The sequence below is a fragment of the Streptomyces sp. NPDC054786 genome (assembly GCF_053611685.1).
In genome coordinates, this window is record NZ_JBSHAW010000007.1 from 72909 (window position 1) to 87422 (window position 14514).

Consider the following 14514-nt stretch of genomic DNA (forward strand, 5'->3'; position numbering starts at 1 on the left):
GGCCCTGGTACCGGACTGGACCTCAGCGTCGTGCGTGGCGGATCGTCAACCGTCCGTATTCCATGGCCCCGGAGATCCGGATCGTCGGCCCGCCACCGGGGCGGGGGCGCCGCCCGGTCTTGTAGCGCGGGTCCTTCCACACGGTGCGCAGATCCTCGACCTCCACGGTCGCGTCGCGAGGCACCGTGATCTTCGCTTTGCCGGCGCCGAGTTGCAACTCGACGTCGATCACCGGATGCTCGATGACCGCCCGGGACAGGTCCAGGTGCACCCTTCCGAACGCGGACTCAACCTTGAGGACCCGAGGTACCCGCCACGCGCCGCGCCGCTGGATCCGTCCGCTGGCGGCGGAAATCGTGGACGTGGTGTCCGCCTTCTTCTCCGGGAGCGAGGCCAGAGCCGGCACGAGCTCGCCGTGCGTCTTGGCGGTGAGCACCTGGTGGAGGCGTTCGTCCATCTCCTCGTGCGAGATGTGCCCTTCGGTGTACGCCTCCTGCAGGCGCTGTACGGCCGTGTCGCGGTCGTCTTCGCCGGTCAGTGTCGATGAATCTTCCGGCAGCGAGGTCACCGTTTCACTCTAGTGCCGTGCCGGCCATGCGAACGCGCCGAGGTCCCGTAGCGGGCAAGGCATCCGATGGAGAAGCCGACCGCTCGTCATCAAGGCCTTGATCGTTTCAACCCGGCGAACCTATGCGGCCACAGCACTACTGACCTCTGCGCTTCAGGGTGACTCTCGTTGCGTCTTCCGGGGCACTGTCGCCTGGATCGCTGGGCTGCGAGCGTATGAGCTTGATCCCTTTTCGTTCTGGCCGCTGGTCGGTGGTGCAGAGGCAGCTCAGGATGGGGGAATGAAGTCACGCACCACATCCCGCAGGGGGCAGTCGGACCCGGTAGCTGAGTCGGTCGCCGTCTACAGCAGCCACGCCGACGATTACGCGGCTGTGCATGCTCCGAAGATGGCGGATCGTGTTGAGCGGTTCGCGGGCTCCTTGCCTGTGCCCTCGCTGATCCTTGACGCAGGGTGTGGTCCGGGCCGTGACCTTGCGAGGTTTCGGAAACACGGGCATGTGGTGCGTGGTGTTGACCTTAATTCGGAGTTCGTGGCGATGGCCAACGCCCACGCGCCTACCTCTGAGTGTGACCTGCGCGAGGTCGGGTCGCGGTTCCCGGCCGGAACGTTTGATGGGATCTGGGCCTCTGCGTCGCTCGTCCACCTCGACGTGGTGGATGCGGTGGACGTACTGGGGCAGTTCGCCGGACTGCTGCGGCCCGGCGGCCGGATATACGTGTGTCTGAGCGCCACCGGCCGTACAGGCTGGCTCGATGAACCGGACGGCCGACGGTGGTACACCGTGTGGGACCCAGATGAGTTCGCCGCCGCGGTGGCCAGGGCGGGCTTCACGGTCGACGGTGTCGACCGGGGGCCGTACGTAGAGGTCTGGGCGACCCGCGGCGGCTGACTTTCAGGGTTCGGTGGTGTCCTGGAGGTCAGGCGGACTGCATTGAGGGGATGCGTCATCCGGATAGGGACGGCCTGACCGCCCGGCAACGCGCCCGAGGATGTACGCATTGGGTCACCGAGTTACCGCCTGCCCACTCCTGGTGGAAGATCTCGCTCGTCAGGTTGTTCTTGGGGTGTCCAGGGCCAGGCCGGTGCCGGCTATGAAGCCGTTGAGGACCTCGGGACGGTACTGGAGGCGCTTGAGCCGTTGGCGGACGATGACCTCCAGATGATCGAGGGCCATGACGGAGAGGTTGGCCAGGCTGTGCTTGATGTGCGCCCACACGCCCTCAACCGGATTCAAGTCGGGCGAGTAGGCGGGCAGAAGGAATACCGTCAGCCAGTCGCGCTGGTCGATCAACTCGCGCATGGCGTGGGAAACATGGGTGTTGAGCCGGTCCCACACCAGGACGATCGGCGCCTTGACGAGCTGGTGCGCGCCGTCGATCAGTGCGATGAAGTCGCGTTCGCCCATGCTGCGGCGCTTGCCCTTGCCCGCCGGATGGCTGATCAGCCGGTGACACAGTCGGGGGCGCGAGCCGGGGCGCATCGCGATCAGTCCGGCCACAGACAGTCGTCCCGAACGGCGTCCGCTGACCGTCACAACTGGCGTGTGGCCGCGCCGGCCCCAGGTACGTCCTTTGGGCGGACGGCGGGTGAAGCCTGCTTCGTCCTCGAAACAGATGTAGCCCCCGCAGGCCGCCCGGGTTCTTTTACCTCGGCCCAGGTCGCCTCCTTCCACACCTTCACGGCCTGCTCGTCGCGCTCGGCAACCCGCCGGGCGGGCACCTGTGGGGAGAATCCGAGCCGGTGCATCAACCTTGTGGCGCCCGAGACGCTGTAGGAGATGTGGAACTTCCTACCGATCAGCGTGGCCACCCGCGCGGCGGTCCACACCTGGTCCTCTACCCAGCCGTGTGCAGCCGGACCTTGCTCCAGGTAGGCGGCGAGCTTCTCCAGGCAATACGGGGACAGACGGCACCGTGATCCGCTGGGCCCGCGCGACGACAGGGCCCCAGGCCCACCATCCCGCCACAGCTGGTGCCACTGGTAGGCCGACTTCCGGCTAATCCTCAGACGCCGTGCGACCTCCGGCGGTCTGATCTTCTGCTCGAACAACTCGGCCGCCTGTGTTCGTACGGCCTCGCGGCGCTGACGTCCCGAAGCAGTCAGCCCGCCCCCATCCGCATACCTCACACACCACGAAGTACCGCTAACACTCTGGCAGCATCAGACGCTTTCACGAAAGTCACCCTGACGAGCCGAAGTCAGTAACTACCTGCAGCTCTGTGGTCCGAGGAACGCTCCGCCCACCCTTCTTCAGGAGGGGACTCGGTGCCGCTCAAGAGGCGGCCTCCCGCGCCGAAACCGCGTATGCGCGGGACCGGGGAGAGCAGCATCGGCGCCACGGCGGAGAGAAAGAACAGGCCGGCCACCCAGAGAATCGCGCGCGGGCCGGCGAAGCCACCGAGCCAAGCGCCCAGCACCGGGCCGGACGGGACGGAGGACGCGAAGACCACGAGAAGCCGGGCAAGGTTTGGTACGGACCCTAGACCGACCGACCGGGAAACGTGCCCGGCCGAAGTAGCCGCGTGCGCACAACAAGTCCGCCGGTCCGCCTGGGAATTGCGGTCAGCCCAGAGCAGCTGTTCGCTGCCCCGCCTCCTGGCCGTGATGGGAACTGCGGTGCTCAGCCGCAGTGCGGGGGCGTTCAGAGTCCGGTGGCAGGTTCGGTACGTTGAAATTGAGTTGCTCCACATGTCGGGCGGCAGGTCTCATGTCGTGATGAAGGTCAGGTTCCCGCGTTTGGCCGATGGCCGGCGTACCTACTGTGTGGTGGAGCGATCGGATGGTGTGCGGTACCGGGTGCGCGAGGGTGTTGCCGGTTCCGGGATCCCGCACGACCTGGTGCACCTGATCGTCGAGCGAGAGACGGGCGACGATGGCGGATTCTGGGGCGCGGTAGCGGCAGGCGCGGTGTTCGGGAGCATGGAACACCTCGACGGTCGACGACCGCCTCATACCGCCCAGCGGTCACGCGAGGCGATTCGAGCACGTGCCGGTCGGTTGACGCGAGCCGAGTTGATGGCGGGCCTGGTCGAGGGGGTAGTCGAGCAGCGGATGACTACCGTTGAGCAGGTACGCACAGCGGCCACAGATGCCCTGTCCACGCTGCCCGACGCCCGGGTGAACGAGCAGAACATCCTTGCCGCCGCTGATGTACTACGCGACATGGCCAGGCGCTGGGCTCACCTGTCGCCGGGTGAGGAACTCGTCGTGGACTGGCCCGAGAAGCCACGGCACCGCCGATAACGACCCGCCCGCACCGGGGCGCTCCCGCAGGGTGCTGCCCTCTCCCCGTACCCGAGCCTCACCCGTCATAGAGGTCGATGGATGCGGCGACCGCCCACTCCGCGTTCCGGCGTGACGTCGGTGGGGAGCGGCCGTTCTGGTCGGGGCCGCAGGTCAGAGCGTAGACCCCGCCCCTCTGGGGGTTCTGGGGCCGGTAGGTCAGCCCAGGTCGGGCCAGCTCAGGAGGCGCTCCAGAGTGGCGCGGTCACCCTCGCTTCGCAGTCTGTCCAGGGGGAGGCGGCCGTGCAGGGTGAGCAAGAGGTTGCTCGCCGATCCGTGCAGGTCGGCGGCCGTCTTGTGGTGGCCGTCGATGGCGCCTGAGGTCGACGCCGTCAGGTCAACCAGCCACGACTCGCCCTCGGCGGCGTGCAGGCCGATCCGGGCCGGCTCGTGCGGCCAGGGGCCGGCGGTGCCGTGGCTGACGCCGATGAACTCGGTGATGCCGTCGAGTGCGACAACTGCAGGGACAGGCTGGGGAGTTCCGGTGGCCAGCTGGGCGTCGAAGGCGTGGACAGCGGCCTCTCGGACCTGATGGCGAGCCACGGCACCGCTCGTCGTCGGCACGCCGGAGTCGGCCCACCAGGTCCAGCAGCCCACTGCGGGACCTGCGGCTCGCAGGGCGGCGATCAGCTCCCCGGTGGCTGCGGCCGAACGGGCCAGTAGGTCGGCTGACAGCGTGTCATCGGCCGGTACCGCGGTCGGGGGCTTCTCGCTGGGGCCGGCCACGACCGCCGCTGCCCAGAACCGGTGCACCTCGGTAAGGTGCTCGACGAGGTCGCGGAGCGACCAGTCGGGGCAGCTGGGGACACGGACATCCAGATCGGGGGAGCCCGCGACCCTGCTACGCAGGGCGGCGGAGCGGTCCTGGATCAGGGCCAGCAGGTCTTCGAAGGCAGGTGCCTGGGGCATCCCAGCTTTTTATCACCTGGCACTGACATTGCGGCCATCCGGTTTCCACCGACCCGTGAACACTCTAGCTGCAGACCCCGTTCTTGCTGGTCGGGGTGGGTCCGGGAGCGGATGCGGCTACTAGTGATCATCGGGACGGTTCGTCCGGGTGGAACCACGGCGCCGGGCACGGGCGTTCGTCCATCTCATGGGGCACACCGGCAACTACACACGAGAAGAGGCGATCGCGGCGATTGACGCCGACCGCATCCTGCCCGACATGCTGGTTTTTGACCCGGCGAAGCCTGCGCAATACCCCAACGGCCGCGTCTTCACCGACGACGTCATCAACTACCGTCTCTCCTTCCTCTCGGACGGGGACATCCCTCCCACCGGGCTCGAGCCACACACTGACCTTCTGAACGAGTTTCCCTACCTCGGCAATCCGCACCCCAAGAGCAACTAGCCCCAGAGTTTCATCGGCGGCGGTGTCCGGGTCGGCGCCGGGAAACCGTTCAACACAAGGGCGGGTGTGGGACCTTGGGTGTTCGCGCCAAGGGCAGGGCCGGTGGCCGAGTGAGCCGGTGCGATCATGGTCCTCAGGTACGGGGGGAGGAGGACCGCGGCGGCCCGCCCGGTCACTCGCCGGCCCGCCGCCTGGAGAATTCGGGTGGGGGAGGGGCGTTGGCGATGTCGGGGGCGACTCGGGGCGGTCGTGTTGGGTGAATGGTCCGTGCGTGTGCGCGGGCGGGGAGGGAGTGACAGTGGGGGCGGCTGAGGAAACGTCCGGAGTTGCGGCGCTGCTCAAGGAGTTGAAGGACCGCTCCGGGAACAGCTATGGGGTGCTCGCCAAGCGGCTGTACATGAGCACTTCGACGCTGCACCGCTACTGCAATGGTGATGCGGTACCGACGGAATACGGACCGCTGGAGCGGCTGGCACGGCTGTGCCGGGCGACGCCGGACGAGCTGGTGGAGCTGCACCGGCGGTGGATCCTGGCGGACGAGGCGCGACGCCGGGAGCGGGAGCGTAAGCAAGGGGGCGGGGACGCGGCGGTCGCTGCCGCGGGGGTTGAGACGGTTGCCGGTTCCGGGGACGGTTCCGGGTTTGTGCCTGAGCCGCCCGAGCCCCAGCCCGACTCCGAGCCCGACTCCGGGGCCGGGGCCGACTCCGGGGCCGACTCCGGGGCCGGGGCCGCGCCTGTGCCGCCAACGGCTCACGCGGCGACCGCCTCCGCCCCCGGCCCCGTCGCCGAGATCAGCCCCGAGGGGCAGCCCGTGGCCCCGGTGGTGCCAGGGGGGCCACGGCGGCGTGTCGCACTGGCGGCCGGAATCGCCGTGGCCGCCGTGGCCGTGTCCGCCGCGCTGACCGCCGGGCTGGTCTCCAGTGGGGAGGGGCACGGCCGCAAGGCGGCAGCCGGGCGGACCGCGAGCGCGGAGAGCGGCAACGGGGCGGCGAGGCCGGAGGGCGTCCGGTCGCCGTCGGCGTCCGCGAAGCCGACCGGTACAGGGAGCGCGGATCCGTCGCCGTCTCCGTCCCGTACGCCCGGTGGCGGCCGGGCGACCATTCCGGGCACGACCGACCGGGCCGGGCTCCCGGTGAGTGTGGATGTCCGCCCGTACCGTTGGGAGGACCCGTGCAGCCAGCGCTACTTGGTCGACAGGGAGCCGGGCAAGATGCCTCCGCCGCCCGCTGAACAGGAGGCCCGGGGCTGGATTTCGGCGCTGGGCGCGGTCTCGGCGGACAGTCAGCTGGTGCAGGTGTCGGTGCAGGGCGCGGGTGACGGAACCGTGGTGCTGCAAGCGCTGCGGGTGCGGGTGGTGAGTAGTTCCGCGCCGCCCGCCTGGAACGCCTACAGCATGGGCGTGGGCTGTGGCGGCGGCATCACGCCCAAGACGTTCGGGGTTTCCCTGGACGCGGCGCAGCCGAGGATCGCGCCGGAGGGCGGACAGCGGGACTTCCCCTACAAGGTGAGTGAGCGGGACCCGGAGGTTTTCAAGGTTACCGCGCGGGCCGGGGCCCGCGCGGTGCGCTGGTACTTGGAGCTGGAGTGGTCCAGCGGGAACCGCACGGCACGCTCCGCATCGACGACAACGGGGAGCCGTTCCACACCAGTGGGATGGCGGGCCGGCTGCAGTACGACTACCCGCTGGGCGGCAGCGACTGGGTTCCCACCCCGAAGGAGGACGGCTGAGCCCGGCCCCGGGCAGCTGCCGGGGCCGTTTCCGACCGTGGTCAGTGGCGATCGTTCACCAGGTCAGCGCGTCATCGGCGCGGGACTGCCAGTAGGTGACCCATGCCGAACTATCGGTGGGAACGCCTCCCTTGGGCAGGGTGAGCCGCACGGACGGGCCGGTGGATCCGTTGCCCGCCCGGTTGCCGAACAGGACGCCCAGGGCGCGGGCAGTGTGCCCGCCGCTGCCCGAGCCGTCCGCGGACTGGTACATGATCCCCGCGTACGCCGACTTGCCCGGCGCGAGCGTGACCACGGCCTGGGGCTTGGAGGCGTCGAGGAACGTGGTGGCGGCCTGGGCGTCGTCCCAGCGGAGGTAGGGCGCGCCGTAGGCGTTGCAGGGCACGGAGCCGGTGTTGGTGGCGGTCAGCAGCATGTGGTTGACGGGGCGATTGACCTTGGTCGCGGTGACCTTGACGTGCGCGCCGGTGCAGGCGGCGGTCGTCCGGCTGCCGGAGCCCCGGCCGGCGGACCGACCCGGACCGTTCTTACCGGCGTTCCCGCCGCCGGAGGCGCCCGATGCGGCGGTCTTCGACACCTGACCGCCCTTGGCCGGGCCGGCTCCGTCCGAGGGGGGCTGGGCGCCCTGGCCGCCGGTCGCGGACTGGGAGGACGCGGCCGGGGCAGGGCTGCCGGTGTCCACGCTGTCGTTCTGGCAGGCGGTCAGCGCGAGGGCCGCCGTCAGGGCGGCGGCGGAAGCGACGAGATGGGTGGCGCGACGGGCAGTGCGCATGGTGAGTGGGTGCCTTCTGTTCGGTTGAGTGCGGTCGGAACGAGTGCCGTCAGAGACGGCTGAAGAGCAGGAGGAAGACGGTTGCGGTTGATGCGGCGAGCACGGCCACAGCCACCAAGTCGGTCACGTCGGTGTTGCGGAACCGGCGGAGTCGGATGCGGGTCCGCATGGTGTCTTCTTCGGCATGAGTTCGTGGTTGCTTGCTGGTCCCAGCGTGCGGCGCCCTCCGTCCCGGCTGCCACGGCCGACGCGGAAAATGGGACACCGGAACGTTCGTACCGCCCCTGACCTGCGAGAATGAGCCCCCCCTGGGACGCCGTGACGGGACGTGGCGGGCGTCGGCGAAGGGCGGTAGCGCCTTGTGGCGGGGCGAGCGGACGCCGCAGGCTTCCGGCACTCGCACGGTGACCTGACGCGGTTTCGGTGGCCGCGCACCTCCGGCGGCCGGGCCTGGCCGGATCGTGGACACTGAGGGATCGCGGGGGTCAGATGAGGCCGGCGCGGATGGCGCAGGAGACGGCGTGCGCGCGGTTGCGCAGCTGCAGACGCTTCATCAGGCCGTAGAGGAGGTACTTCACCGTGCGCTCCGAATAGCACAGCTTGATGGCTTTCGCGGAGAGTTCACTGCCCTCCGATACCAGGCGGACGACATCGAGTTCGCGGGGGCTGAGGCCCGAGGCGGTGAGGCCGCGCGGCGCAAGGACCTCCCGGTGGGTCCACCGGACCTGTTCCACCAGCGTGCCCTCAAGGGAGGTGGCACACACGGTGCCGGTGGGGGCGGGACCGTTCAGTGGTCCGGGGCGGTCAGGGGGTTGCCGGTGAGCATGGCCGAGACGACCTCCGTACGGGACCGCAGGCCGGTGCGTGCGAACAGCCGTGACAGGCGGTTGGCGACGGCGTCCTCGCTGAGCTGCAGCACGGTGGCGATCTGGCGGTTGGTGAGGCCCTCGGTGATCAAGGTGGCCAGCAACTGCTCGTTCTCGGCGGTGGCCTGTCTACGGCCGGGGACGGTCAGCCCGGCCTCGCGCATCGCGGCCCTGGTGTGGAAGCGCCGCAGCACGGAGCCCGTCTCGCCGTACAGTTCGTACGCCTCGTGCAGCAGCTCCGGGGGACCCGCGTTTCCGGCCGCCGCCGAAAGCGTGACCGCGGTCTCGAAGGGCTGCCCCCGCGAGCGGGCCAGGTCCACCGCCTCGTGCAGCATCTCGCGCGCGGTGCCGGAGCCCTGCCCCAGCACCCGGGCGGATGCCAGCAGGTACAGCAGCCGGGTCCGTCCGCTGCCGGTGCGCCCGGCGAGCTCCTCCAGGCGCCACAGACAGGTCGCCGCCGCGTCGGCCCGACCGGCGTCCGCCCGGACCGTGGCAAGGATGGCGGCCAGCTCGTCGGTTCCGTAGACATAGCCGCGCGCGTCGGCCTCGCGCAGTCCGCGCCGCAACGTGTGGTCGGCCGCGTCGGGACGGCCCATGGTCCGCAGCACCTCGGCTTCGGCGACGTTCAGGAAGACCTCCAGGGGGCCGTTCCTGTTCCCGCGCTCGCCGGCGATCAGGCGGGCGGCGCCGACCGGCTTGCCCCTGGCCACCAGGATGGCCGCCGTCCCCGCGGCGATCAGGTGGTGCTGGGGCGGCGCGATGAACGTCTGGTCCTTCGCGACCATGGAACGCGCCAGCGCCAGCGCGTCGTCCCATCGGCCCTGGAGTTGGAGCAGGAGGAAGCGGGTGCCGGGGGGAAGCGCCTCGGGTGGCGTCGCGCGGTCCTTCAGCAGGGCCATGGCACCGGACAGGTCGGCGGCACCGAGCAACTGGAGGGCGTACCCGGCCGTTATCGAGTACAGCGTTTCCGTGGGAAGGCTGGGCTCCGGCGGCGCGTCCAGGTTGCGTGCGAGCACGTCGGTCCGGCCCTGCACCATGTTCGCGACGGCCTGTGCAAGTTCGGGTATCAGCCGGGTGTGCGGGTTCGTGCGCCACACCGCCTCCGTCCGCGAGAGCAGGTCCAGCACCTCCTGCCACCGCTCGGTCATGCACAGCGCCAGTGCCCGCGCCGGCACGGCGGCGTCCGGGGGGAGCGGCAGGCGGTCCCACCACTCGGCCGAGCCCATCCGGGACAGCTGCGTCCAGTCCTTCCCGGCGGCGGCCGCGACGACCTGGAGACTGGCGACCTCCTGGAGTTCCTGGCCGGGGAGCACGTCGGAGGGGTCGCGCAAAATCGCCTCCGCCGCCCTGCCCGCGGTCGGGTGGTCGCCCACGACCCAGGCGGCCTTCACGCACCGCAGCAGCGCCAGTTCGCGGGCCGCCGGATCCTCGACCAATCGCAGCGCCGCCCGGAACCACCGCAGCATGCCGCGGTCCTCGGGGTCGGGGTGCAACGCCTCGGCAGCGGCAGTCAGTTCCGCCACCGCGCGATCGCGGTCGATCAGCACCCCCGCGTCGGCGATCCGGTCGGGCAGGTAGGTCTCGGCGTCCGCCTCCTTGACGAGCACGGCCGGACGGTGCGGGGCAGCCGCGACGTCCGTGTTGTCCCGCGCCGCCCAGAGCGCCTCCACCGCGGCGGCGGACATCCGGCCGCGTTCCAGGGGCCCGAGCCGTCCCCGGGTGGCGTGCTCCACCAGAGACGACCGGAAGGTCCAGCCCCGGGGGGCGCCGCCGTCCTCGCCGGGCAGTTCGTCGAGGAGTCCCGCGGCGATCAGGCGGCGCACGCCGTCGGCGACCTGCCGGTCGGAGAGACCGGTGGTCTCGGCCACCAGCGTCATCGCCGTCCGGCCGAGCGGCCACAGCACGCTCAACGCCGCCGCCGTCGTCCGGCACGGTTCACCGAGCTCTTGCAGCGCCCTGATGAACCGGTCCTCATCGGGCAGCACCGGAACCGGCGAGCTCGGGGCGAGGAAGGCGTGCCCGTCGGCGATCCGCACCGCGTCCCGGCGCGACCATTCGGTGAGCAGCGCGTCGGCGGCTGCGGGAATCCCGCGGGTCAGCCCGAGGACGCGTTCCACCAGGGCCGGGTCGGGCACCGCCTGCGACCGCCGCGCCACCATGTCGGCGATCTGAGGTCGTGTCAGGCATGGCAGCTCGATCGTCCGCGCCTTGCCCGCCTGCGCCAACAGTGCGACGGCGCGGTCTTGCCGGCGGCCGGACGCGGCGTCGCCGGTCCCGGTGCCGTGCCGTACCGACGTGATCACCAGCCGGACCTCCGGGAGGTGCCGGGCGGCGACGACTCCCAGGACGTCGAGGGACGCCGCGTCGGCGTACTGCGCGTCGTCCACCACCACGGCCACGGGCGCCGCGTGCGTCAGCACGGACACCAGCGCGTCGGCGAGCGCCGCCCGCTCCCCCTTCTCCGTGGCGGCCAGCACCTCGGCGTCCAGGTCCGCCCGGCCGGCCGCAGGCTGCCTCCCGTTGACCGACCGGTGCTCCCGCACAGCGGTGACCATCCGCAACGCCAGCAGGAGCGGACGGTCCTGGTCGCCGCGCGCGCAGACCAGCGGCAGGACCATGTGATCCCGCGCACGCAGCCGTTCGGCGGTTGCGTGCGCGAACGCGCTGCGTCCCGCGCCCCGTTCTCCATGGATGAGCACCAGGCCGGATCCGTCCGGGTCGTCCAGGAAGCGCTCGAACTCCCCCAACTCCGGTTCACGGCCCATCAGATGCACGCTCGCGCCGTCCGCCCACGCCGCCGTGGTACCGCGCACCGCCTCGGCTTCCGCCGGCCGGCCACTGTCCACGGAACCTCCTCAACGACTTGTCACCGGCGGACATTCCGCCAGGTGCCCGTGACGGGACCGGTACGCCGGTCCCGTCGGAGCCTGCATTATGGCCGTCTCCCGCGACAACGTCACGATCGGCGGGACGACCCCGGTCGACGTGGGTCGAAGGTGAGTGAGGAGTCCCAGTGGAACGCGGTGTACCTCTCGTCGGCAGGGAGCACCAGGTCGGCGTGGTCGCCGATGGCCTGCGCCCGGCCGGTACGGCGCGGACCCTGCTCGTGACCGGCGCGGCCGGAGCGGGCAAGACCGCCGTGCTGACCGAGGCGCGGCACGCGGTGGTCCAGGAGGGGGCCAAGGTGCTGCGGCTGGCCTGGGAGACCGCCACCGGGCCGGCCGGGGCCGCCGCCCTTGCCGACGCCGTCTGGGGCGTGCTCGCCAAGGTCCACGACGGCCGGCTCCCGGCCCACCTCACCGCCGTGCGCCGGGCGCAGTTGCGCCTCGGTGACGGTAGCGAACTGACGCTGCTGTCCACGCTGGGCGAGGCCCTCGCGGACGCGGCGGACCACGTCCCGTTCGCCCTCGTCCTCGACGGCGCCGAGCGCCTGCCCCCACCGACCGCATCCGCGCTCCAGCTGATGCTGCGCGCGTTCCGGCCCGCGGGCCTGCCCGTGGTGATGGCCGGGCGCCCGGTGTCCTGGGGCCCGGCAGGCGGACCCGACCTGGCGACGGCGGCCGACCGGGTGCTCGACCTGCCGCCGCTGAGGCCGGACGATGTCGCCGAGCTCGTCGGACAGCGCCTCGGCCGTCCCGCCGAACCCGCGCTCCTCGGGGCGGTGCGGCGTTCCCTCGGACCTCTGGCCGGCAACCCCGCGGCCGTGCTGTCGGTGCTCACCGCGCTGGACGAGGACGGCGGCCTCGTCGACCTCGACGGCCGTACCGGCCTGGCCGGAACGGAGGACGACCTGCGACTCACGGTGGGCGCGGAACCGCTGCGCCGGATCACCGCCGACGGCACGGACGCCGTTGTCCTGGCAAGCCTTCTGCACCGAGCCGAGCTGCGGCTGGAGGACCTGCACAGTCTGATCCCGGCCTGCGCCGCGCTCGGCATGGACCTCGGTGGGACGGTGGACCGGCTGGTCAGGGAGCGGGTGCTGACCATAGACGGGGACGGCCGGCCGGCCTTTGCCGTCCCCGCACTGGCGGCGGCGCTGCGGACGCTGTTGCCCCGCCGCGACGTCCGGTCGCTGCACGCCGCCGTCGTGCAGACGGTGGCCGAGCGGCTGGGGCCCGCCACCACGGGCGCCTGCCATCCGCTGCTGGCCGACCACGTCGCGGCTGCGGGCTCCGCGCTGAACGACGGCGTGGCGGTGCCGCTGCTGCTGGCGGCGGCCGGCAGGGACGCCAGGTCCCACCACCCGCGGGCGGGGCGGGCCTACCTGTCCGCGCTGCGCCGGCTGCCGCCCAACTACCCCGCGACGCTGGGCGTGTTGCGCGAGGCCGCCGAACTGGGACTGGGGAGCGGCGACCACACCGCCGTCCTCGCGCTGGGCGAACCGATCCTCGCCGGCCTGCGGGATCCCGGCCCCGTCGACGGCGGCGGGCTGGAGTTCGCCACCATTGCCTGGGGGCTGTCCTCGCTGCACGAGCATCGGTCGCCGTACGACGACGACGCCGTGCCCGGGGCGGTCTTCGAACGGATGCCGCGGGCGGCGATGCTGGCCGTGCTCGGCGGCCGGTACGGGATCGGCCCGCTCACCCCATGGCCGCCGTCCGCGGACCCCGCCCCGGATGGCGGCCGGCTCCGCGACGGTCACGGTCCGCTGCCGTCCCGGGCCGAACTGCGGACGCTGGCCGCCGCAGTGGGCGGACACGAGGAGCTGGCGAGGGCCGTTGGTGGCCGGCTGCGGGAGGAGACCCGCGAGGCGGCGGTCGGACGGCTGCGTGACGCCGCGGCCTACGGCGACCTGGCGGGCGCCCTCGAAGCCGTGCTGGGCGAGCGCTACGTACGCGCGGGCCACAGCACCGCCGGCCGCTACCACGCCATGGTCCGCGACTACCTGGCCGGGCGCTGGGACGACGCCCTGTCGACGGCCCGCGATATCGAGCGGCGCGGCGAGGTCCACGGTGGGCCGGACACCGGCCAGTTGGCGCGGGCACTGGCGGCCGAGATCTACTGCTTCCGCGGTGACCTCGTACGCGCCCGCGAGTGGCTCGACCTCATTCCCGGCACGGTCGTGCACCCGTTGGCGGCCCGCGCCCGGCTGGGCGTGCGGTACTGGTCGGGACAGCAGGACGCGGCACTGGAGGAGGCGTGGCACGACGTGCGGCGGGCACGCGGCAGCGGCCTGCTCGCGGGGGTCGAGAGGGTGCTGCTGCGCATCCTGGAGTTCACCGAGGAGACCCGGCCGCGGCAGGCGCGGCAGGCCCTGGAGCAGTTGGCGGCACTGCACGCGGAGGCGGACACGGCCATGACCCGGGAGGCGCTGCTCGTCGCCCGCGGGGTGCTGCACCGTGACGCGGAGGGTGCGCACGACGCCTACCGCTCCGCCGAGCGGCGGGGCGACCGGCACATGATGCTGCACTGCTGCCAGGTCCTCGCTGAGGTCGGCGACGATCCCCAGCCGTGGCTGGCCGAGGCGGCGCGGCACACCCACCTGCTGTCGCTCGGGCGCCCCGGGCGCGTCCTGCTCGGCCGGTCGGCGCAGCGCCGCAACGTGCCGTTGCCGAGGGGCCGTTCGGCACGCGAGGGCCTCAGCGAGGCGGACGTACGGCTGATCGGCATGGTCGGCGAGGGCGGGACCAACCGGCAGATCGCGGCCCGTCTGGCGTGCAGTGAGAAGACGGTCGAACAACGGCTGGCCCGGCTGTTCCAGCGCACCGGCCGACGCTCGCGGGTGGAGCTGGTGGCGGCCTGGCTGGACGGAAGCCTGGCCGGACTCGGCCCGGTGCCGGACGTCCTGCAGGGCACGACGGGACCGGGAGCGAGGCCCGGCCCGTCCGGCGGCTGAACGCGCAGGCCCGGTCGCGGTGGGCATCCTGCCGCCGACCCCGCCGACCCCGCCGACCCCGCCGACCCCGCCGACCCCGCTGCCGCGCTGCGCCTGCCCGCCAAC

At 71.9% G+C, this 14514-nt stretch carries 11 protein-coding genes and 1 pseudogene; 6 read left to right on the forward strand and 6 right to left on the reverse strand.

All coding sequences use genetic code 11. The annotated features are described in order from the left end of the window. Positions 1–22: 22 nt before the first annotated feature. Entirely contained in the window at positions 23–568 is a 546-nt protein-coding gene (locus ACWGI6_RS08295) for a DUF1707 SHOCT-like domain-containing protein (protein ID WP_453266748.1), read from the reverse strand. A gap of 280 nt (positions 569–848) precedes the next feature. On the opposite strand from ACWGI6_RS08295, the gene ACWGI6_RS08300 reads away from it, so the two are divergent. Then, a complete protein-coding gene (locus tag ACWGI6_RS08300) occupies positions 849–1460 on the forward strand; it encodes a class I SAM-dependent methyltransferase (RefSeq protein WP_453266749.1) in 612 nt (203 codons plus the stop codon). 159 nt (positions 1461–1619) lie between these two features. Here the strand turns inward: ACWGI6_RS08300 and ACWGI6_RS08305 are convergent. Beyond that, a protein-coding gene (locus ACWGI6_RS08305) for an IS630 family transposase (RefSeq protein ID WP_453266750.1) occupies positions 1620–2698 on the reverse strand; the annotation gives its coding sequence in 2 pieces (ribosomal slippage) (positions 1620–2197 and positions 2197–2698; 1080 coding nt in all). 588 nt (positions 2699–3286) lie between these two features. Here ACWGI6_RS08305 and ACWGI6_RS08310 point away from each other — a divergent pair. Further along, positions 3287–3814: a hypothetical protein gene (locus ACWGI6_RS08310; RefSeq protein ID WP_453266751.1), complete on the forward strand. Its 528-nt coding sequence runs from the start codon at positions 3287–3289 to the stop codon at positions 3812–3814. Positions 3815–4012: 198 nt separating this feature from the next. Here ACWGI6_RS08310 and ACWGI6_RS08315 read toward each other — a convergent pair whose 3' ends face one another. Beyond that, on the reverse strand, positions 4013–4762 hold the full coding sequence (locus tag ACWGI6_RS08315; protein WP_453266752.1) for a maleylpyruvate isomerase family mycothiol-dependent enzyme: 750 nt from the start codon (positions 4760–4762) through the stop codon (positions 4013–4015). A gap of 187 nt (positions 4763–4949) precedes the next feature. Here ACWGI6_RS08315 and ACWGI6_RS08320 point away from each other — a divergent pair, with 187 nt between their 5' ends. The 3 genes and pseudogenes from ACWGI6_RS08320 to ACWGI6_RS08330 all read left to right on the forward strand — a co-directional run bounded on the left by ACWGI6_RS08320 (position 4950) and on the right by ACWGI6_RS08330 (position 6935). After that, complete coding sequence (locus ACWGI6_RS08320; RefSeq protein WP_453266753.1) at positions 4950–5207, forward strand: hypothetical protein; 258 nt, start codon at positions 4950–4952, stop codon at positions 5205–5207. Between the two features lie 376 nt (positions 5208–5583). Next, a pseudogene (locus tag ACWGI6_RS08325) lies at positions 5584–5661 on the forward strand (hypothetical protein); the annotation flags it as partial. 1130 nt (positions 5662–6791) lie between these two features. Further along, positions 6792–6935, forward strand: a complete 144-nt coding sequence (locus ACWGI6_RS08330) for a hypothetical protein (protein ID WP_453266754.1) — start codon at positions 6792–6794, stop codon at positions 6933–6935. 55 nt (positions 6936–6990) lie between these two features. Here the strand turns inward: ACWGI6_RS08330 and ACWGI6_RS08335 are convergent, their stop codons facing one another. From ACWGI6_RS08335 to ACWGI6_RS08345, 3 genes are all read right to left on the reverse strand, one after another. Next, a complete protein-coding gene (locus ACWGI6_RS08335; RefSeq protein WP_453266755.1) occupies positions 6991–7707 on the reverse strand; it encodes a DUF4232 domain-containing protein in 717 nt (238 codons plus the stop codon). Positions 7708–8192: 485 nt separating this feature from the next. Further along, positions 8193–8441 (reverse strand): response regulator transcription factor, encoded by a 249-nt coding sequence (locus tag ACWGI6_RS08340; RefSeq protein ID WP_453266756.1) that lies wholly within the window; start codon positions 8439–8441, stop codon positions 8193–8195. 53 nt (positions 8442–8494) lie between these two features. Then, positions 8495–11419, reverse strand: coding sequence for an AAA family ATPase (locus tag ACWGI6_RS08345; RefSeq protein WP_453266757.1), 2925 nt, complete (start codon positions 11417–11419; stop codon positions 8495–8497). A 167-nt stretch (positions 11420–11586) separates the two neighbouring features. Here ACWGI6_RS08345 and ACWGI6_RS08350 point away from each other — a divergent pair, with 167 nt between their 5' ends. Continuing rightward, positions 11587–14409, forward strand: a complete 2823-nt coding sequence (locus ACWGI6_RS08350) for an AAA family ATPase (RefSeq protein WP_453266758.1) — start codon at positions 11587–11589, stop codon at positions 14407–14409. The last annotated feature ends 105 nt before the right edge of the window (positions 14410–14514 follow it).

Coding starts and splice junctions, on each gene's coding strand:
- ACWGI6_RS08300 (WP_453266749.1), top strand. CDS start 849: ATGAAGTCACGCACCACATCCCGCAGGGGGCAGTCGGACCCGGTAGCT.
- ACWGI6_RS08310 (WP_453266751.1), top strand. CDS start 3,287: ATGAAGGTCAGGTTCCCGCGTTTGGCCGATGGCCGGCGTACCTACTGT.
- ACWGI6_RS08315 (WP_453266752.1), bottom strand. CDS start 4,762: ATGCCCCAGGCACCTGCCTTCGAAGACCTGCTGGCCCTGATCCAGGAC.
- ACWGI6_RS08320 (WP_453266753.1), top strand. CDS start 4,950: ATGGGGCACACCGGCAACTACACACGAGAAGAGGCGATCGCGGCGATT.
- ACWGI6_RS08335 (WP_453266755.1), bottom strand. CDS start 7,707: ATGCGCACTGCCCGTCGCGCCACCCATCTCGTCGCTTCCGCCGCCGCC.